The sequence below is a fragment of the Streptomyces sp. NPDC088194 genome (assembly GCF_040702025.1).
In the GTDB taxonomy this organism is placed as follows: Bacteria; Actinomycetota; Actinomycetes; order Streptomycetales; family Streptomycetaceae; genus Actinacidiphila.
The window spans coordinates 153,972-172,931 of the sequence record NZ_JBFBIV010000001.1 but is presented as its reverse complement, the minus strand read 5'-3'; the positions used below and the strand labels follow the sequence as shown (position 1 = coordinate 172,931).

Sequence of the window (18,960 nt, the reverse complement as noted above, 5' to 3'; positions counted from 1 at the left end):
GATCCGCTGTCGGCGGATACGAGTTACGGGCTACGGGCTACGGCCACCCGTGACCGGCTACAGCAGGTCCACCTGGAGGCTCTTCGCCTCGCCCACCGTGACCTTCTCCGCGCACGTGCCGATCGCCGCCTCCACCAGCGGGACCAGCCGGCCGAGTTGCGCGAGTATGTCGGTCCGGCGGCCCTGGGCCTCGGTGTGCCAGGTGTCGGCGGCCGGGCCGACCCAGGTCTCCCCCAGGCCGATGTCGGCGCAGGGGCCCTGGAACAGGGACCGGAGTTCGTGCATCTCCTTGAGGAGGTCGCTCCTCAACGTCACCAGGTGCTGCCGCCACGGATTGTCGACCATGGGCCCGTGGTCGTCGTACGCCGCCACTCGCCGTCTCCCGTACTCGTCCGGTGCGCCCGCCGCGCTGGTCCGCGGTGGTCCGCGCGATCGCACGCTCGTCGCGTGGGGTCATCAACTCCCCCACGACACAGGGGAATTCTGGCACAACTCGGACACTGTACGTCACTCCGCGTGCGCGCGTGCTCGCTACTCGGTGATCCGCGGGCGCAGGAGGGTGGACGGGGGCAGGGGGCGGGCCGGGCGGGTGCGGCGGGCCTGGCGCGCGGCGGCGCGGAGGCCGGCGGCGGTGAGGGACTGGCCGGGCGGCGGACGGTTCGGGAGCGCGAGGTGGGGCGGGGCCGAAGTGGGCGCGGCCAGTAGGAAGTTCCAGCCGGCGGAGGAGCCGCAGGCGCGGGTGCCGGTCATCACGTACGGAGTGGTGCGCAGGGAGACGGTGTGGAGGGTGGCGTCGGTTGTCCACAGGGTGTGGGCAGAGGAACCGGCGTGGACGGCGAGCCGCCCTCCGCCGGCGAGCGCGTGCGCGGTAAGTCCGTAGAACTCCTGCGAGTAGAGCTTGGCGCTGTCGGAGGCTCCGGGTGCGGGCAGGTCCGCGATGATCACGTCGTACCGCTGCCGACCGGGGCTTCCCGCGTCGGGCGCCCCGCCGCCCCCGCCCGTATCGGCACCCGCGTCCCCGCGAGCGCCACCCCCGCCCGTATCGGCACCGACTCCCCCGGCCACACCACCCCCGCCCGTACCGGCACCCGCGCTCCCGAACGCCCCTGCGCCGCTTACCCGTTCGGCGCTCTGGCTCGTCGCCCTCCGCAACCAGTCGAACGCGTCGCCCCCCACCTCCCGCACGCGCGGGTCGTCGAACGCGTGCCCGTTGAGCGCGGTGAGCCCCGGATCGGTGCGGCCCAGCCGGGCGAGTTCGTCGTCGTCCGGGACGACCGTCACCGCCTCGACGCCCTGGTGGCGCAGCACCTCCCGCAGCGCGAGTCCGTCGCCGCCGCCGAGGATCAGCACCCGGGCGTGCGGTCCGGTCAACGCCGGCTCCACCAGCGCCTGGTGGTAGACCGCCTCGTCGGCGCCGCACACCGCGAGGTCGCCGTCGACGTAGAGACGCAGCGACGAGACGCCGCTCGCGCCGGTCCCCCCGGTCAGCACGATCTCCTCCGCGCCGGTCTGCTCGGCGACCCGCACCCGACTGCCGTAGACCGCGTGGCGGGCGGCGCGTTCGAACGGTCCCGCGCCGACGGCGGCACAGGCCAGCAGGGCGAGCACGCCGACGTTCGCGGTGAGCAGCCAGCCGCGGGCGCGGCCGGACAGGTCGCCGCGGAAGAGCCACAGCACGGTGGCGCCGCCCGCGACCGCGTTGACCGCGCCGGTGGCGAGCGCGCCGGTCAACTGCCCCAGATACGGCAGCAGAAGGAAGGAGAAGGCGAGGCCGCCGACGAGCGCGCCCACGTAGTCCGCGGCGAACAGGTCCGCGACGGCGCCGCCCGCGTCCTGGCGGCGGATGCGCTGCACGAGCGTCATCAGCAGCGGCACCTCCGCGCCGATCAGCACGCCGATCGCGAAGGCGCAGCCGATCATGGCGAAGCGGGCCTGCCCGTACCAGGCGAAGACGGCGTACAGCGTCATCACCGACAGCCCGCCGACGAGTGCGAGCGCGGACTCGACGGCGACGAACGCGGCGGCGGGGCGGTTGCGTAACCGTTTTGCCAGCAGCGAGCCGCAGCCCATCGCGAAGACCATCACCGACAGTACGAGCGACGCCTGGGTGACCGAGTCGCCGACCAAGTACGAGGCGAGGGCGACGAGTTCGAGTTCGTAGACCAGGCCGCAGGCGGCGCAGACGAAGACGGCGGCGAGCACCAGCGCGCGGGCCGCCCGCGCGGGGACGGGCAGCGCTAAGGAGAGCTGGTGGGGGGCTCGCGGACGGCCGCGCTGGTCAAGCATGAGTGCACGTTATGTCAGGCTTGCTCCGCCGCCGGTCACCCACAAGGGTTCAATCGGCGCGGCCGGGCAGGCGGGTGGCGGCGGGCGACGGCGCCCGGAAGCACGCAGGGGTACGACGGGGCGCCGGCACCGGACGGTATGCGCCCCGCGGGCATCTGCCGTACGGGGATGCGGCTTCGTACGGGGACGCGGCCTGCTACGGGAACGGGGCAGCGTAAGGCGGCACGGCACCGCGAGGCAGCCCGGGAAAGCCGGTTGGCGTCGCACCGTACAAACGGCGTCCCCCGTAAGGACTTTGCTCACCCCGCCACCCGCACCTTCGTCCGTGTCGCCACCAACCGCCCCTCCTGCGGGTACGCGTGCCATGTACGCCACCGCACGTTCCCCTCCCCGCACTGCACCAGCATCGCGGTGAACGCGTTCGGGTCGCCCGGGAAGGTGCCGGCGAGGCCGTGCGGGTGGTCGGCGACCAGGGCGAGCAACTCCTGGGCGCGGGCGGTGAAGGAGCCCAGCGAGAGGTGCTCGATGCGGGCGGCGAACTCGTAGTCCCACGGGCCGACGCGGCGGGAGACGCCGAAGGGCAGTGGCGCCTGGCTGCCGGGCAGGCAGGCGACCGTCTCGGAGCAGCTGCCCCGGCCGGCGTCGACGAGCACCTGGTGGGAGGCACCGAGCAGGCGTAACTCGACGTCGGCGTGGAGCCGGGCGGCGTCGCCGATCCGCACGCCGAGGGTGGCGAGCGCGGGCAGCGCATCCTTGTCCAGGCACCAGGCGAGGTCGCCGGCCCGGGTGTCCGTGTATGCGGTATCAAGGGTGGTGAGCATGGGAAGGCTCCGCGGGTCACGCTGGGGATCGCACACGCGGCGCGAATCGGGCCGTCCCGCCCCCGCCGCGAGGCGAAGGTGCGGTGGCTTGCGCCGGCGTGGGCCGGGTGGATCAGGGGTGATACGGATACGGATCGCGGTGGACCAGGCTTGGTCCAGCGGGTTCGGGGTGATCTGGATGATCGGGAGGCCCCGAAGAGATCCGGAACCAACGGAATCACGGATCGCATCGCCTTCTCAGCGTTTTTACCCATCTGTGCGTACTTTCCATCCCTTGGAGCGCTTACGAGTTCAGGTGTTCCGATATGACAACCCGGTACCATCGGCTGATCGAATGGCGGGCACGCGGCGGAGAGCGGGTGGAACGCAATGGCGGGCACGGCCGATGCGACGGGCAGGGCGGGCACCCCGGGTGATGCCGATGCCGGTGCCCCGGGCGATGCCGGCGCCGCGGGCGGCACTGACCGCCGCCACGGCCTCCACCGCCCCGGCCGCCCCCTGCTGAACCGCAGGCTGGACGGGCTCGGGACGACGATCTTCGCGGAGATGTCCGCCCTGGCCGTGGCCACTGGCGCGATCAACCTCGGGCAGGGCTTCCCCGACACCGACGGGCCGGAAGCGATCCGGGAAGCGGCCGTTCAGGCGCTGCGGGACGGCCACGGCAACCAGTACCCGCCGGGCATGGGGGTGCCCCCGCTGCGCGCCGCCATCAGCGACCACCAACGGCGCTTCTACGGCCTGGACTTCGACCCGGACAGCGAGGTCCTCGTCACCGCCGGGGCCACCGAGGCCATCGCGGCGGCGATGCTCGCGCTGCTCGAACCGGGCGACGAGGTGATCGCGTTCGAACCGTTCTACGACTCCTACGCGGCCTGCATCGCGATGGCCGGCGCGACCCGCGTCCCGCTGACCTTGCGCGCCCCCGACTTCCGCCCGGACCTGGACGCCCTACGCGATGCCGTCACTCCGCGTACCCGCCTGCTGCTCCTGAACAGCCCGCACAACCCCACGGGCATGGTGCTCACCCGCGACGAGCTGACCGCCATCGCCGAACTGGCCGTCGAGCGCGACCTCGTCGTGGTCACCGACGAGGTCTACGAGCACCTCGTCTTCGACGGCGAGCACATCCCGCTGATCTCCCTGCCCGGCATGCGCGACCGCACCGTCTCCATCTCCTCGGCCGGGAAGACCTTCTCGTTCACGGGTTGGAAGGTTGGTTGGGTTACCGCCTCCGCGCCCCTGGTCGCGGCCGTCCGCACCGCCAAGCAGTTCCTCACCTATGTCGCCTCGGGCCCCTTCCAGTACGCCATCGCCGAAGCCCTCCGCCTCCCGGACGACTACTTCACCGCCTTCCGCGACACCCTCCAGGCCAAGCGCGACCTGCTGGCCGCGGGCCTCCGGGACGCCGGCTTCGAGGTCTTCCAGCCCCAGGGCACCTACTTCATCACCACCGACATCGCCGGCCTCGGCGAGAAGGACGCCTTCACCTTCTGCCGCACCCTCCCCGAACGCGCCGGCGTCGTCGCCGTCCCCAACTCCGTCTTCTACGACCACCCCGACGCCGGCCGCACCCAGGTCCGCTTCACCTTCTGCAAGAAGGAGAAGGTCCTGACCGAGGCGGCCGAACGCCTTCGCGGGGCGTTCCACGGCTGAGGCCGCCGCCAGGCGCGCGTACCTGTCCAACGTCGTGGGAGAAGGACGACACGTGATCATCGTCGTCGCGGACACTGCCGGGCTCCTGGCCCCCTCGACTCGGCACGTCCGGAACACCACGGCTCCAATGCGGCGCTCTTGGCCGCGCCCGGTATCGCGACCTCGACCTCGAATCCGGCCTCGCCGATGCAGTGAACGTAGCCCTTGCCGCCCCGGTGAGCCGATGAGTGCGTGAACGAGAGGTGGCCCGGGTCCTCGCCATGGGTTGACGTTTGTGCTCGTCAGAAGCCCATGAGCAGACGGTAGCGTGCGGCCCATGGCATGGCAGCGACCGACGTATCGGATGGTGGACGGGGAACGGATCGACGGGGCCTGGTGCCACGTGTGGCGCCGTCATCGCCCAGAGGCAGAGTGGTTCGTGAACGATCTGATCGTCTATGCCGACGGCGCGATCATGTGCGGGGACCGGACCGACCTGGCCGGTCTCAAGAAGTTGCTGGCATCGGAGATGCTCTCCCCGACCAAGCCTGGGATCACCCCGCCGGCCGCCGAACCGTCGAAGTGGCTTTCACGGCACGGCGAACCGCTGACTCCCGTGGGATTCCTCGCGGAGGTCGCCGACCGGATCGAAGAGCTGAGCGGCCGATCAACCGCGGGCGAACGCTGCTGGGAGGCTATTCGGCGCTACCAGCAGTCTCCGGCCGCAGAGCGTCGCGCCCTGTTGCGGGACGCATATCTGGCAGTGCCACCGCACCTGCGCATCTACGTTCTCGGCGACATGGACCGCCAGGATCGTCCCCTGCGGGTCCTGCTCACCGAGCGGGGCGAGCCTGTCGACGGTGACGGTCCAATGGTGACGGAGGACATGCACCAGTCAGCCCTGGACTATTTCAACCGCGTAGACGAGGGAGTTGCCCGGGCGCAGGAGCAACGCGCTGTGCAACACGCGGACGACTCCCACGAGGGCACCGGTCCGGACGTCACCTTGCACGAGACCGTCTATCCGCGAGGCTGGCCCGAAGAACTGGGACTGTTCGTGCTGCGCAACGATTTTCCAGCGTCCGTACGGTTCGCGGGTGAGTCCTACCCCTCCGTACTTCACGGATACTGGTCCCTGTCCGCGGCGAATGCCACCGATCGTCGGCAGATAGCAGCTGCTCCCACCGCCCGGGAGGCGCATGACCTGGGGGGACGCGCAAGCCGGAGAGCAGACTGGCCCAGCGTTCGTCTCGCCGTGATGGCAGGCCTGCTGCGGGCGAAGTTCGCCCAGCACATCGAACTCGCCGAGATCCTCGTCTCCACCGGCGACGCCGCCATCCGCTACACCGGGTTGTCGGACTCCCCCTTCTGGAGAGACGCCCCTGACAGTCGCGGACGGAACTGGATGGGCCGACTGCTGGAGCTGACCCGTTCTGAACTCATCGCGCAACGGTCGCTCGCCGAGTGACAGTCTCTACCGGTTCTGAACCCACTCAAGTTCCAATGGCAGCGGGTGCTCCATGATCGGCCTCCTCCTTAGCGGCCTTCTCCGGGCGGCGACATAGCCAGCCGCCCTGAAGCCGGCAACCAACCGCGCAGCACACTCCAAAGGTCACGGGAAGATGGAAAGCCGCAATCGGGCAAAATGGGTTCCCGTGACGGGTGGGAAAGACACGCTCATAGAGCTGTTGCAGCGTGCGGGGCTGGAAGTCGTGGAGGACTGGCGGACCGAGGAGGTACTGCCGCCCCGAGCCGCTTGGCGACCGGTCGTCTCGGGCAACGCCAAGCCGACCGTGGCTGTGCGGGAGGACCTGCCCGACCTGATCGCCGAACTCAACGCGCAGTGGCGCCGGCTCGCGGCCGACAACGGCATCATTGGTGAGGACGGCGTATTCCTCATCGATGTCGCCGGCGCCTGGACGGGCGGGGCGGCCAGGCGCTGGACGGCGGTGCGGCTCACTGGCCGGTGGGACCTCGCCGGAGTCCTCGGCGAGCGGCCCGGGCAGCCGAAGTTCGTCACCCTCGCGACGGACGGCGGCACGCTGGTCGGGGTGACCACCGAGGAGGACGAGGTCTGGTTCACCCTGCTGGATCACATCGCGGAACGGCAGGAGGCGGCCGCGCAGGTGGCGGCTCGGGAAACCCCTCGGGAGCGGGAAGCTGCTTGGGCGGCACTGCTTCAGGGACCGGGGCCTTCGACGCGAGTGCGCGAGATGTGGGCGCACGGGCTGGCCCTCAACTCGGCCACACCCGATGACCTCCGCGCCCGCCTCCTGGGCCTGTCGCACTTCCTCCTGTGGCACCACCTGCCGACGGCGGTCGTTGAGGCGGCCATGGTCCACCCGGACTGGAAGCTACGGCAGTTGCTGGCCGAGGCTCAGCCGAACATCACCGCCGAACAGTGGACCCGCCTGATCCTGGGCGAACAGGAATCCCGGCACCGATGGATCCTCACCATGCTCGCGGCGGACCGGCTCGCCGAGCTGACCGACGCCGCGTACGAGCAACTCGCAACGGACCCGTCGGCACGGGTCCGCGAAGAGACCGCTCGCCTTTCCGGTCTGCCCGTACGGATACTCGCCGCCCTGGCCGCCGATGTCGACCCGTCCGTACGGGCCTCGGCCTGCCGGAGAGCCTGGCCTCATCTGAACCCTCAGACCCGGCGCTCTCTCCTGGGTGATCCCTACGGCAACGTCCGCGTCGAAGCACTGATCCAGTACCACCAGGAGCACCCGATGCCCCGGTCGGTCTTTGACACCGCGGAACTCACAGACCGCGCGATCAGCACGTGCCGGCTGGAGCGCGTCCTCGCCGAACACCTGGCCCATCAGGGCAGCCCTGCCCAGCGTTGCTCCCTCGCGGGCAACCCGCACCTGGACCCGGACCTGGTGATCCTCCTCGCCCATGATTCCGACGAGAACGTCCGCTCCGTGGTGGCCATACGCTCCGACATCACCGAGGGACAGCGGGCGGACATCCCCATCGACTTCGACCCGCGCGGCCATCACCACGCGCTCGACTGGGTCATGGCGCTGCACCACGATCCCGGCGCCATGCGCCGATTGGCCGCCTCCACCCACCCTCTCGTGCGCAGAAGCGTTGCCCGAGCCCGGCGCCTTCCACCGGACGTCGTCGAACGCCTCGCCCGCGACGAAGACCGTGTCGTCCAGCTCTTTCTCGCGGAATCCTGCGACGACGCACCAGCGGACATGCTGCTGAGGGTGTGGCAGTGGTGGACCGGCAGCCTCAGCATCCCCGACCGCCCCCATGGCCATCCGAACTTCCCCCGTCGCGACCTGCTCCGCTACACCGACGACCCGAACCCGCGGATGCGTCAACTGGCCCTGGATGACCCGGAGTCGACAGCCGAGATGATCGAGCGGTTCAGCCGGGACAGCGATGAAGAAGTTCGACACCGGGCCGCGACTGACCCCCGGCTGACACCTGCGTCGGCCGTGCGGCTGCTTGACGACCCGAACGAACGCGTGCGCCACGCGGCCGCCCGGCACCCCGCCCTGCCCGCACAGGTGCTGATCCGGCTGCTGGGAGACCCCGACACCGCACAGACGGCAGCCCGGCACCCGGCGTTGCCCACCCCCGTCATGGAGCAGATGCTCCAGTGGATCCAACCTCCGCCCCACGCCACATCGAGGACATGAGCCGGCTGGGCCCAACACCTCACTACAGCGGGTTCTGGTCGATGCGGATCCGGCCCCGGTCCATGTACCGGCCGAGCTTCGTTGGTTCGTCGATGACGACACCGGAGAACAAGAACCGCAACACCGCATTACGGCGCTCATTCGTCATGTCGTCGGCGTCCCAAGCAGCGCGGGCGCCAGCGCCCATAAAGGGCGTCGAGCAGCACCATCGGCCGGATGACGACGCGGCGTTGCGCCTCGGCGATGCGATCGGTGATCTCCTTGCGCATCTTCCGGTACTCCGCCGTGGACAGCTCCTTCGCCGTCCACATGTCGTTCAGCTCGGCGAACTGGCGCTGGTCGTCCTCCACCTCCTCAGCCATGCCCTCGGAGAGGTTGCTGCTGGCGAGCCGGCCGTCCACCCGGAGCTCGCTGAGCAGCTTGACAGCGGCGTCGCTGACGAAGTCCTCCAGTGTCGGAGCCACGATCGCCCGGGAGCACTTCTTTTCGTCGTTCCGTCTTCGGCGATTGCACTGGTAGGCGGGGCCTGCGGTCTTCGCGGTGCCCGACATCAGGGTGCCGCAGCGCCCGCACATCACCAGGCCGCGTAGGAGGTGGTACCGCTGCCGGGGCTTGCTCAGTGCCTCCTTGTGGGCTGCCGACCGGAACTCGCGCCGAGCCCTGACCTCCGCCCAGACTGCCCGCGTCGATGATCGCGGGCCAGGTGCCGGGGCCGACCTCCTCGCCCTGGTGCATCCGGATGCCGACGACGTGCCGGGAGTCGAGCAGGCCGCGCACGGTCCCGGCACTTCACGCCTTGCCGCCAGCCGTGCGGATGCCTCGCCGGTGGAGGTCCTTCGCGAGTGGGGCCGCGCCCTCGCCCTTCAGACAGCGATCGAAGACCTCCCGGACGATCTCCGCCTCCTCCTCGACGATGGTCATGCCGTCCTTGCTGTAGCCGAACCGCCGCATGCCACCTTGCGGCTTGCCGTCCCTCACCCGGTCCTGCACGGACTTCAACCGCCGTGAGATGTCGTCCGACGACCGGCAGGCGTGCGCGACCTCGATCCGGAGGATGAACCGGTCGTCGGGGTCGGAGAGGTCCCGCCGGTTCGCCTCTCCGTGGAGAGTGATCGCGTGCTCGTCGGAGACCTGGAGCAGCTCCTCCAGGTCCCGGGGCTGCCGCATGAGGCGGTCGGGGTGGTAGGCGATGATGTGCTGGAAGCCGCGCTCTCGGGCATCGTCCAGCAGGCGGTCCCAGCCCGGGCGCTTCCGCATGCGGCTCCACGCCGAGCGGCTGTGGTCCACGTACACGTGAGCGGGGTCTGTGACGAGACCGCGACGCTCGGCGATCTCACGGCAGATCCGTTCTTGGCGGTCGACGCCGGTCTGATCGTCGTCGTCCGCCTAGCCGCGGCCTGTTGCGCCTGCGTCCACGACAGCGACACTGCGCTGATCAACGGGCTGGGGGCCGATGGCCGGCAGGGGGACGCCTATCTGCACCTGGAGTTGCTGGCGGCCGGCAAGGCGGGAAATCTCTGGGAGGAGGAGCCCGAGAGCAGGGGCGATATGAGCGTATGGGTGACCACACCCGCCTACGCGGCGGCCACGCGGCGCAAGTTGGCGGAACTGGAAGCGACGCTGCCGGCCGACGCGCGGGCTGCTCTCGCCTGGGCAGCCAACGCGGGCTTCCCCGGCAAGGCCGACCCCGCCTAGATCGAAGCGGTTCTGCGCTCCCACGAGGTCTTCGTGGAGGAGTCGTTCACGGCACTCCTGGACAGGCTCGGGTTCCCTGGAGCCGCGGAGCCTGCTGACCACGCCACGGTCTGACGGGCCGCTTGCGGTGCGCCCGCTGGGCCGGGAGACGTGCTGCCGTCTCCCGGCCGGCGACCTTCCCTCGTGGCCCCGTGAGTGCATGAATCCGGCGGGGCTGGGGCGACGGCTTGCCCCGGTCGGGGGGCGGTTTCGGGTCAGGGGTGGGTCTCCTCGTAGAAGTAGAGGAAGGCGCCGAGGCCGTGGAAGTCGTTGGTGGCCTGGGGGCGGTCGACGTAGTAGGCGTAGTCCCCGACGTTCGTTCCGACGGAGGTGGACGTGAGGTAGGTGAGGCCGTCGTCGTGGAGGGAGATCCGGGCCAGCTCGCCGCGTTCCCCGGCGTCCACGACGGGCTGGTAGGTGTCGGCGGGGACGTATCCGCGTTTGATCGCGGTGTCGATGGTCTGGGTGAACATCGCCGAACAGGACGTCTCGGTCCAGTTGCCCGGGTCGGCGCCCTTGTCGACGACCTGGAACCACCGGCCGCTGGCCGGGTCCTGGTAGGCGGCCATGCCGCGGACCAGATCGCGGACGATGGAGATCAGCTGGGCCCGGCGCGGGTGGTCGGCGGGGATCAGGTCGAGGATCTCCGTGGCGGCGATGCCGTACCAGCCGACGGCGCGGCACCAGTACTCGGGCGCGAGTCCGGTGGCCGGGTCCGCCCAGGACGCCGACTTGGAGGCGTCGTAGGCGTGCTTCAACAGGCCGTTCGGCTGCTGGAGATGGCTCGCGTAGACCACCAGTTGCTTGGTCGCGATGTCGAACGACTGGGTGCTGTCGCCGATGTACCTGCCGTACTGCGCCATGAACGGGTCGGCCATGAAGGTGCCGTCGGACCAGAGTTGGTCGGCCCGGTCGGCGCTGGTGGCGTGCCAGAATCCGCCGTCGGGCGTGGTCGGGTATCCGGCGCCGGGCAGCAGCCGGTCGTGGATCTGCTTGGCGGCCAGTCCGTACTTGGTCTGGCCGGTCTCCCGGTAGAGGGCGATCATCACCTGGCCGGGCATCATGCTGTCCAGGCTGGTGAAGCTGTTGGCGATGTGCCCGGAGGCGTCGACGAAGCGGTCGGCCCACGCTTTGATGTACGCGATCAGGGCGGCCCGGCGCGCGGGATCGGTGGTGTGCTGGGCGAGTTGGTACTGGCCCATCATGTAGAGGGCGACCGGGTAGCTCCAGCCGCCGACGGTCGCCGGGGTGTACCGGTGCATGGTCGAGTCGACGAGCGCGTCCGACCACTGGGTGCCCAGCAGGTCGGCGACGGTGAGCGAGTCGAGGTCGGGCAGGCCGCCGGTGGTCGTGCCGGTGACCCGGATCAGGTTGGTTCCCGCGCGCAGGGTCACGGGGAGCCTGGAGACGGACCAGGTGTTCCAGTCCGTGGTCGGCGCGAAAGCCGGTGTGGACACCACCGTGCCGTCGACGCTGACGTCCGCCTGGCGTCCGGCCGTCGTTCCGTTCGCGTAGCGCAGGGCCAAGGTGGCGTCACCCGCCGTGGGCGAGTCGACGGTGAACTCGACGTAGGCGCCGACCTCGTTGGCGGTGTTGACGAATCCCGTTCCGGTGAAGCCCAGATGGTCGGTGTCCACGGTGCCGTGGAAGATGGTCGCGTCCTCCGCCTCGTAGACGGACGACGCCGCGTTGACAGACGACGCCGCGTGTGCCGGGCCGATCGCCACCGCGCAACTCGCGGCGAGTAACCCGAGCACCGCCGCCACTGCTCTGGTGCGCATGAGCTCTCCTCTCTTCGGTGAACCGGGCGCGTTCGCGGTCATGGCGACTGTTCGGTCATTCGGTGAACCGGGCGACGAAGCTCTTGCCCGCCGCTCCCCCGACGGCCACCGCCAGGCGCACGTTCGGCGTGGTCGCCAGGACGGTGATGCCGGGGTCGGCGGAGACCACGGCCGACACCGCGCCGTCGACGGTGACGGTCACCGTGCCGGTGAGCTGCTGGGTCGGGTCGCAGACGGCCACGCTGAGCGTGCCGTCCTTCCGCTGCGTGATGACCGAGGCGGTCCGGTCGACCTGGATGCCCCCGGCCTTGGGCGCGCCGGCCTGCCAGACGTTGGCCATCGCGATCCCGGCGCCGGCGCGCCTGACCGCCTGCACCTGGGTCGTGTTCGCGACGGTGACGTCGTTCGACGCGGCGAACGCCTCGGTCTGGGCCGAGGTCGCGGCGGGCAGCTGGATGTAGCGGTAGCTGCCGTCGGTCGGGCTGACCCCGTGGTCGACCCACATGGTGACGAACCGTCGGGTGTACGCGGTCGTGTCGTCGTAGACGCCGCGGTGGTCCATGTCGGTCCACTTGCCGGTACGGTCCTCGCGCAGCAGCGTGACGTGGCCGCCGACCGGGAACACGTAGCCGCCGAGGTTGTCCACGAAGATCCACCGCGGCTGGACGACGGTCGGCGTGCTGCTCGGGGTGGCGAGCACCACGGCGCCGTCGACGTGGATGTTCGCCCGCCCGTCGGGGCCGGTGTTGCGGTTCTCGATCACCGACTCGACGGTGTGGCCGTCGGTGCTGGTGATCCCGGCGCCCAGGCAGACCACGATGTCGTCGAGGCAGAACCACGACTTGCGGCCGGTGAGCGTCTGCACGGCGAACGACAGCCCCATGCCCGCGGCCACGTTCCCGTCCAGCAGGGCGCCGCCGGCCCAGGTGTTGGTGGAGCCGCGGTTGGCGCCGAGCGCGAGGGTCTTGGCGTCAAGGGTGACGCCGGGCACCCGGTACTTGTTCGCGGTCGGCCAGTAGGCGTTCGTCCAGTGGCCGGGTTGGGTGGCCAGATAGAGGTAGGCGGCGCCCTCACCGGTGTACCAGCCTTCGAGGTTCTCCGCGTTCGCGCTCTCGTACGGCTTGATCCGGATGCTGTCCATGGCGATGGCGAAGGCGAACGCGGGCCGCCGGTGCACGACCCGCGCCATCGAGGTCGCGACGACGGAGGTGGTGGACTCGGTTCCGGCCGGGATGGCCTGGTCGGCGACGACGGCCCGGCCGAGCGCGATCGACGAGGTGCGTACCTGTTCGAGCGGCACCGGGTCGTAGCCGAAGAAGTCCTGGTAGGTGTCCGCGGTGATCCAGCCCTTGACCTGCGAGCGGAGGGTCAGCGCCTGGCTCGCCGGGAAGAGGTGGGCGAGCTGGAGCAGGGTGGCGCTGGTCAGCCGCCCGATACGGTGATCGGTCTCGTAGAAGCGGGACAGCGCCCGGCCGCGCACCATGTCCATGAACGCCCCGCGGTAGATCCAGGGCACGTAGTTGGCCTGCGTCCAGGTGAAGACGCGCTGCACCTGGTCGGTCGTCGCCGCCCACGGGGTGCCTTGCAGGGCGACCAGCAGATAGGTCAGGTACTGCAGCAGGGACACGCCGTAGGAACCGTTGTAGGCGTACAGCTTGTGCTGGATGAAGCCGCCGTCGGGATAGAAGCCGTCGCCGCCGGAGCTGTAGGGGAAGAGGTTCGCGATCGCCGTCATGGCGCTGTCGATCACGCTCGCGTCCTCGCTCAGCGCGCCGCGCACGGTCGTGACGGCGCAGGTCCAGTCGAGGTTGGCGCCGGTGGCCGCGCCTCCGCCCACCTGGCTCGGGTCCGGCAGGTAGCGGGCGATCGCGGCCATGGCGGTGCCGATCTGGCTCGCCGAGAGCTCGCCGTACAGCGCGACACAGGTGTCGCCCAGTGCCAGCGGGATGCCGATCTGGAAGTCCCACCAGTTGTCGTACTGCGCGGTGACGCCGTACTTGTGGGCGAGGAACCAGTCGACGGCCGACCGGATGTCGGCCAGCAGCTCGGAGTTGCCGGACAGCGAGGAGCCGGGGGACGCGTAGACCAGGGCGAGTTGGCGCAGCCGTCCGATCACGTCGCGCTGGACGGCCGAGACGGTACTGCTGTCCAGGTCCGCCCACAGGTAGCTGCGGGAGCTGGAGGTGTCCAGCGTCGACCACAGGCCGCTCGCCGCGTCGGCCGCGTCCTGCACGTAGCCGGAGATCACCGGGTCGGAGGTGTCGTAGCTGCCGATCAGGGTGTCCTGCCACTGGCTCCTGACCTTCGCGAAGTCCGCGGCCGTCGCGGCTGCGGCGCGGCCCGGAGCGCCGAGGGACGAGCCGAGGAACCACGCGGGGGCCAGCGCGGCGCCGGCCAGCAGCGTGGAGCGGCGGGTGATGCCACGGGAACTGTGCTCAGCGGACATGAAAGGACCCTCACGGTAGGGGGAAGGGCGGCGGCCGGGAGCCGACCGGAAAGGGCGGTGCCGGGGGGCGTGAGGGATGGTGGCGCCGCGCGCCGGTGGAAGTCAAGCGATAATACGTATTAGCATGGGCTCCGGCAGAGAGCGGCCGGATCGCGCCGGCCCGGAGCCGATCCTCCGGAGGGATAAGGGTGGCGTTACGATGCGACACGTGACGCAGCGCCGGAAACGGGTGACCCAGGCCGAGGTGGCCCGCCTCGCGGGCGTCTCGCAGGCGATGGTCTCCCTGGTGCTCAACGACTCCGACGGGGTGCGCGTCGCGCCCGAGACCCGCAAGCGCGTCGAGGACGCACTGCGCCAGACCGGCTACACCGTGGACATCATGGGCCGGCGCCTGCGCGGCAAGTCGAACCAGATCATCGGGGTGTTCACCTACGAGGCGGTCTTCCCCTCCGGCACGGCCGACTTCTACGGCCCCTTCCTCGGCGGCATCGAGGAGGAGTCCGAGGCGCAGGGCTTCGACCTGCTGCTCTTCACCAGTCCGGGGCGCCGGCAGGGCCGGCGCAAGGTCTACGAGGAGGGGTCGAACCGGCTCGGCATAGCGGACGGCTGCATCCTGCTCGGCCGGCACACCGACCGCGACGAGCTCGACCGCCTGGTCGACGAGCGGTTCCCGTTCGTGTTCATCGGCCGGCGCGAGTCGTCCGCCGGGCCGGTCAGCTACGTCGGCGGCGACTACGCGGCGGCGACCGCGGACCTGTACGAGCGGCTGTGGTCGCTCGGCCACCGCCGGGTGGCGCTCGTCGGCTACCGCGAGGAGAGCGAGTCGACGGCCGACCGCCGCTCCGGATACCTGCGCGCCTGCCGACGGCACCGCAAGGCACCGCTCGCCCTCACCGACGACGATCCGACCGCGGTGTTCGACCGGCTGCGCGCCGACGAGGTCACCGCCGCCCTGGTGGAGGCGACGGAGATGGCGGCCGCGCTACGTGCGCTGGCCACGGGTTCCGGGCTGCGGGTACCCGAGGACCTGTCGATCGGCGTACTCGGCGACACCGACCCCACGCAGACATCGGCATGGCCGCTGCGGACGGCGCCCGAGGTCGACTGGACCACGTTCCGCATCCCCCGCCGCGAGATGGGCGCGCGTGCGGTGCGCATCCTGGTCGGGATGCTGCGCGGCGAGATGAAGCCGGGCCGCAAGACGCAGGTCCTGCTCCCGTGCGAGCTGGTCGAAGGGGCCACCGTCACCGCCGCGCCGCCCGCCCGGCGGCGCTGAACCGGGCGGTACGCGAGCCCGAACCGGGCGGTACGCGAGGCCGAAACGGGCCGAACGCTTCCGCGGTGAACCGGCCGGGCCCCGCGCCGCACCCCGCCACACGCCCACCCGCTGCCCCCGCCGCACCCCGCCGCACGCCCACCCGCTGCCCCGCGCCGCGCCACCCGCCCGTTGCCCCGCGCCGCACCCCGCGCCGAGCCGACCTCCCGCGCGTACGACCGGAAGCCGAGCCCCTCCAGGAGACGCCCGAACCCCCCTCCCACCGCTTCCGCACTTGTCGTTGACTTCTCCGGGTTCCTTCCCTAGCGTGCGCTAATACGAATTACCAGGAAGGACGTGCAGGTGAAGGAAGTACGCACGGACGTGCTGGTCGTCGGCGGAGGACTCGGTGGCATAGCCGCCGCCCTGGCCGCGACCGAGCACGGCGCACGGGTGGTGCTCACCGAGGGCTCGCGGTGGCTCGGCGGCCAACTCACCGCGCAGGCCACCCCGCCGGACGAGCACCCGTGGGTCGAGATGCTCGGCGTCACCGCCTCGTACCGGTCGATGCGGGAGGGCATACGCGAGTACTACCGGCGCCACTATCCGCTGACCGCGCGGGCCCTGCGGGCTCGCCAACTGAACCCGGGCGCGGGCCTGGTGAGCCGGCTCTGCCACGAGCCGCGGGTCGCGGTGGCGGTCCTGGAGGCGATGCTCGCGCCGGCCCGCAGCTCCGGGCGGCTCACGGTGCTGCGGCCCTACCGCGCGGACGCGGTCTCGGTCGACGGCGACGCGATCACCGCGGTGACCCTGGTGCCGGACGGCGACACCGGGGACGGCCCGGTCACCGTGCAGGCCCGGTACGTGATCGACGCGACCGAGACCGGCGAGTTGCTGCCGCTGAGCGGCGCCGAGTACGTCACCGGCGCCGAGTCCAGGGACGACACCGGCGAGCCCAGCGCGAAGGACACCGCGGAACCGCTGACCATGCAGGCCGCGTCCTGGTGCTTCGCCGTCGACCACGTGGACGGCGACCACACCATCGACCGGCCGGCGACGTACGACTACTGGCGGTCGGTCCGCCCGGACGTCTGGCCGGGACCGCTGCTCGCGTTCTCCTGGCCCAACCCGCGCACCCTCGAACCGTCGAACGGCCGGCTCGACCCGAACCCGGACGACGACCCGCTGTCCGTCGAGGCGGACCAGAGCAAGGACGCCGGGACGGACGACCTGTGGCGGTTCCGCCGTATCGCGGCCCGCAAGCTCTTCGAACCCGGCGCCTACGCCAGTGACATCACCCTGGTGAACTGGCCGATGATCGACTACATGGACGGGCCGCTCTTCGAGGTCTCGGCCGACGAGGCCGCCAAGCACCGGGCGGGCGCGCGCGAACTGGCGCTGTCGGCCCTGTACTGGATGCAGACCGAAGCGCCGCGGCCCGACGGCGGCACCGGTTTCCCGTCCCTGCGGCTGCGCGGTGACCTGCTCGGCACCGAGGACGGCCTGGCCCAGGACATCTACGTGCGGGAGTCCCGCCGTATCCGGGCCGTCACAACCATCCGCGAGGACGACGTCTCGCTGGAGATCCGCGGCGAGCGCGGCGCGACCCGCTACCCGGACTCGGTCGGCATCGGCATGTACCGGATCGACCTGCACCCCTCGACCGGGGGCGACACCTACCTCGACGTGGCGTCGACCCCGTTCCAGATCCCGCTCGGCGCGCTGCTGCCCCGGCGGATGACCAACCTGCTGCCGGCCGCCAAGAACATCGGCACCACGCACATCACCAACGGCGCCTACCGCCTGCATCCGGTCGAGTGGAACATCGGCGAGGCCGCCGGCGCGCTCGCCGCGCACTGCGTCGCCACCGGCCGTACGCCGCACGGCGTGCACGCCACGCCCGACCACCTCCACGACTACCAGTCCCTGCTGTCCGGGCGCGGTGTTCCGCTGGCCTGGCCCGAGATCCGCGGCTACTAGAACCGAATCCTCTGGAGCAACGATGAGAACCAGACGCCTCCGGCTCACCTCCCTCGCGCTGTCCGCCGTCTCCCTGCTGGTCGTCCCGCTCGCGGGGTGCTCCAACGGGTCCGGCTCGGGCGACGACTCGAACGTGTCGCTGCGGATGACCGTGTGGAGCAATGACAAGTCGCAGACGGCGCTGTTCGACAGCATCGCGGCGGAGTACCGCAAGACCCACCCGGACATCAGGTCGATCACCTTCGACTACATCCCGATCGACAACTACACCACCGCCCTGACCACCCAGATCGCCGGCAGCAACCCGCCGGACATGGCCTGGGTACTGGAGCGGGACGCGCCCGACTTCGTGACGTCCGGGGCGCTCACCGACCTGACCCCGACCCTGGAGAAGACGGCCGGCTACCAGTACGGCGACCTGACGCCCGCGGCCACCAAGCTGTGGAAGCAGGGCGGGGACCTGTACGCGTACCCCTTCTCCACCTCGCCGTTCGGGATGTTCTACAACAAGGACCTGCTCAAGAAGGCCGGGGTGAAGCAGACCCCGGACCAGATGGTGGCCGCCCACCAGTGGACGTGGCAGAACGCGGAGCGGATGGCCGCGCGGGTCGCCGCCCACACCGACAAGCAGGGCCTGGTGATCCGCGACTGGGACTACAAGACCTGGATCGAACTCGCCGCACTGTGGCGCGGCTGGGGGGCCGACGCGTGGTCGGCCGACGGGAAGACCTGCACGTTCGACGCGCCCGCGATGCGGCAGGCGATGACCTTCCTGCACGACGCGATCTTCACGGACAAGGCGCTGCCGGGCCCCGGTGAGACCGCCGACTTCTTCGCCGGCGAGTCCGCCCTCACCGTCACCCAGATCAGCCGGGCGACGCTGCTGGCGAACCATCCGTTCGACTGGGGGATCGTCCCGCTCCCGTCCGGCCCGACCGGCGCGTCCCAGGTCATCGGGCAGGCCGGCATCGGCGTGCTGACCAAGGGCTCGCACAAGCAGCAGGCGGCCGACTTCCTCGCGTACTTCTCCGACCCGGCCAACTCCGCCAAGCTCGCCCGCTACTTCCCGCCGGCCCGCACCAGCCAGCTCACCACTGGCACCTTGGCGGGCGCCAACCCCCTTTTCACCCCGCAGCAGTTGCAGCAGGTGGTCATCGACGGCATCAAGAACGGCGCCGTCCTTCCGTCCCACCAGGACAGCGCCAAGATCGCCAACCTCGTGCAGAACGCGCTCGATCCGATGTGGAAGGCCGGCGCGAACGTCGACTCGGTGCTGGCGGGCGTCTGCAAGGCGATCGCACCGGCCCTGTCCGAGTGACCGCCATGAGGGAGATACCGCCCACGCGACAGGGGGCGAGCGCCCCCG

Annotated in this window: 15 protein-coding genes; 7 read left to right on the top strand and 8 right to left on the bottom strand. The window is 70.7% G+C overall.

Annotated features, from left to right (window positions below):
* Positions 1 to 57: 57 nt before the first annotated feature.
* From AB0399_RS00695 to AB0399_RS00685, 3 genes are all read right to left on the bottom strand, one after another.
* Positions 58 to 345, bottom strand: a complete 288-nt coding sequence (locus AB0399_RS00695) for a hypothetical protein (protein ID WP_329366390.1) — start codon at positions 343 to 345, stop codon at positions 58 to 60.
* A 186-nt stretch (positions 346 to 531) separates the two neighbouring features.
* Positions 532 to 2,286 (bottom strand): spermidine synthase, encoded by a 1,755-nt coding sequence (locus AB0399_RS00690; RefSeq protein ID WP_366409785.1) that lies wholly within the window; start codon positions 2,284 to 2,286, stop codon positions 532 to 534.
* Positions 2,287 to 2,585: 299 nt separating this feature from the next.
* Entirely contained in the window at positions 2,586 to 3,107 is a 522-nt protein-coding gene (locus AB0399_RS00685) for a DUF2617 family protein (protein WP_328467329.1), read from the bottom strand.
* Positions 3,108 to 3,476: 369 nt separating this feature from the next.
* On the opposite strand from AB0399_RS00685, the gene AB0399_RS00680 reads away from it, so the two are divergent.
* The 3 genes from AB0399_RS00680 (at position 3,477) to AB0399_RS00670 (ending at position 8,398) form a co-directional block, all read left to right on the top strand.
* The gene (locus AB0399_RS00680; protein WP_366409784.1) at positions 3,477 to 4,760 is read left to right on the top strand and encodes a pyridoxal phosphate-dependent aminotransferase; all 1,284 of its coding nucleotides are present in this window, start codon (positions 3,477 to 3,479) and stop codon (positions 4,758 to 4,760) included.
* Between the two features lie 316 nt (positions 4,761 to 5,076).
* Complete coding sequence (locus tag AB0399_RS00675) at positions 5,077 to 6,207, top strand: NADAR family protein (RefSeq protein WP_366409783.1); 1,131 nt, start codon at positions 5,077 to 5,079, stop codon at positions 6,205 to 6,207.
* Between the two features lie 154 nt (positions 6,208 to 6,361).
* Positions 6,362 to 8,398 (top strand): PE-PGRS family protein, encoded by a 2,037-nt coding sequence (locus tag AB0399_RS00670; protein WP_366409782.1) that lies wholly within the window; start codon positions 6,362 to 6,364, stop codon positions 8,396 to 8,398.
* A 22-nt stretch (positions 8,399 to 8,420) separates the two neighbouring features.
* On the opposite strand, the gene AB0399_RS00665 is transcribed toward AB0399_RS00670, so the two are convergent.
* From AB0399_RS00665 to AB0399_RS00655, 3 genes are all read right to left on the bottom strand, one after another.
* A complete protein-coding gene (locus AB0399_RS00665; protein ID WP_366409781.1) occupies positions 8,421 to 8,546 on the bottom strand; it encodes a hypothetical protein in 126 nt (41 codons plus the stop codon).
* Positions 8,536 to 8,949, bottom strand: coding sequence for a hypothetical protein (locus AB0399_RS00660; protein ID WP_366409780.1), 414 nt, complete (start codon positions 8,947 to 8,949; stop codon positions 8,536 to 8,538). Before AB0399_RS00660 ends, AB0399_RS00665 begins: the two co-directional genes overlap by 11 nt.
* 238 nt (positions 8,950 to 9,187) lie before the next feature.
* Positions 9,188 to 9,730, bottom strand: a complete 543-nt coding sequence (locus AB0399_RS00655) for a recombinase family protein (protein ID WP_366409809.1) — start codon at positions 9,728 to 9,730, stop codon at positions 9,188 to 9,190.
* Between AB0399_RS00655 and AB0399_RS00650 the strand changes: the two genes are divergently transcribed.
* A complete protein-coding gene (locus tag AB0399_RS00650; RefSeq protein WP_366409779.1) occupies positions 9,692 to 10,093 on the top strand; it encodes a hypothetical protein in 402 nt (133 codons plus the stop codon). The two genes, AB0399_RS00655 and AB0399_RS00650, sit on opposite strands and share 39 nt — an antisense overlap.
* Before the next feature lie 254 nt (positions 10,094 to 10,347).
* On the opposite strand, the gene AB0399_RS00645 is transcribed toward AB0399_RS00650, so the two are convergent.
* Together AB0399_RS00645 and AB0399_RS00640 are read right to left on the bottom strand one after the other, a co-directional pair.
* Positions 10,348 to 11,913: a glycoside hydrolase family 88 protein gene (locus AB0399_RS00645; protein WP_366409778.1), complete on the bottom strand. Its 1,566-nt coding sequence runs from the start codon at positions 11,911 to 11,913 to the stop codon at positions 10,348 to 10,350.
* 55 nt (positions 11,914 to 11,968) lie between these two features.
* Entirely contained in the window at positions 11,969 to 14,359 is a 2,391-nt protein-coding gene (locus tag AB0399_RS00640) for a polysaccharide lyase 8 family protein (RefSeq protein ID WP_366409777.1), read from the bottom strand.
* Between the two features lie 208 nt (positions 14,360 to 14,567).
* On the opposite strand from AB0399_RS00640, the gene AB0399_RS00635 reads away from it, so the two are divergent.
* The 3 genes from AB0399_RS00635 to AB0399_RS00625 all read left to right on the top strand — a co-directional run bounded on the left by AB0399_RS00635 (position 14,568) and on the right by AB0399_RS00625 (position 18,912).
* Positions 14,568 to 15,635, top strand: a complete 1,068-nt coding sequence (locus AB0399_RS00635; RefSeq protein WP_366409776.1) for a LacI family DNA-binding transcriptional regulator — start codon at positions 14,568 to 14,570, stop codon at positions 15,633 to 15,635.
* A 342-nt stretch (positions 15,636 to 15,977) separates the two neighbouring features.
* The gene (locus tag AB0399_RS00630; protein WP_366409775.1) at positions 15,978 to 17,594 is read left to right on the top strand and encodes an FAD-dependent oxidoreductase; all 1,617 of its coding nucleotides are present in this window, start codon (positions 15,978 to 15,980) and stop codon (positions 17,592 to 17,594) included.
* A gap of 22 nt (positions 17,595 to 17,616) precedes the next feature.
* Complete coding sequence (locus tag AB0399_RS00625; RefSeq protein ID WP_366409774.1) at positions 17,617 to 18,912, top strand: sugar ABC transporter substrate-binding protein; 1,296 nt, start codon at positions 17,617 to 17,619, stop codon at positions 18,910 to 18,912.
* Positions 18,913 to 18,960: the final 48 nt, after the last annotated feature.

Coding starts and splice junctions, on each gene's coding strand:
- AB0399_RS00695 (WP_329366390.1), bottom strand. CDS start 345: ATGGTCGACAATCCGTGGCGGCAGCACCTGGTGACGTTGAGGAGCGAC.
- AB0399_RS00690 (WP_366409785.1), bottom strand. CDS start 2,286: ATGCTTGACCAGCGCGGCCGTCCGCGAGCCCCCCACCAGCTCTCCTTA.
- AB0399_RS00685 (WP_328467329.1), bottom strand. CDS start 3,107: ATGCTCACCACCCTTGATACCGCATACACGGACACCCGGGCCGGCGAC.
- AB0399_RS00680 (WP_366409784.1), top strand. CDS start 3,477: ATGGCGGGCACGGCCGATGCGACGGGCAGGGCGGGCACCCCGGGTGAT.
- AB0399_RS00675 (WP_366409783.1), top strand. CDS start 5,077: ATGGCATGGCAGCGACCGACGTATCGGATGGTGGACGGGGAACGGATC.
- AB0399_RS00670 (WP_366409782.1), top strand. CDS start 6,362: ATGGAAAGCCGCAATCGGGCAAAATGGGTTCCCGTGACGGGTGGGAAA.
- AB0399_RS00665 (WP_366409781.1), bottom strand. CDS start 8,546: ATGACGAATGAGCGCCGTAATGCGGTGTTGCGGTTCTTGTTCTCCGGT.
- AB0399_RS00660 (WP_366409780.1), bottom strand. CDS start 8,949: ATGTCGGGCACCGCGAAGACCGCAGGCCCCGCCTACCAGTGCAATCGC.
- AB0399_RS00645 (WP_366409778.1), bottom strand. CDS start 11,913: ATGCGCACCAGAGCAGTGGCGGCGGTGCTCGGGTTACTCGCCGCGAGT.
- AB0399_RS00640 (WP_366409777.1), bottom strand. CDS start 14,359: ATGTCCGCTGAGCACAGTTCCCGTGGCATCACCCGCCGCTCCACGCTG.
- AB0399_RS00625 (WP_366409774.1), top strand. CDS start 17,617: ATGAGAACCAGACGCCTCCGGCTCACCTCCCTCGCGCTGTCCGCCGTC.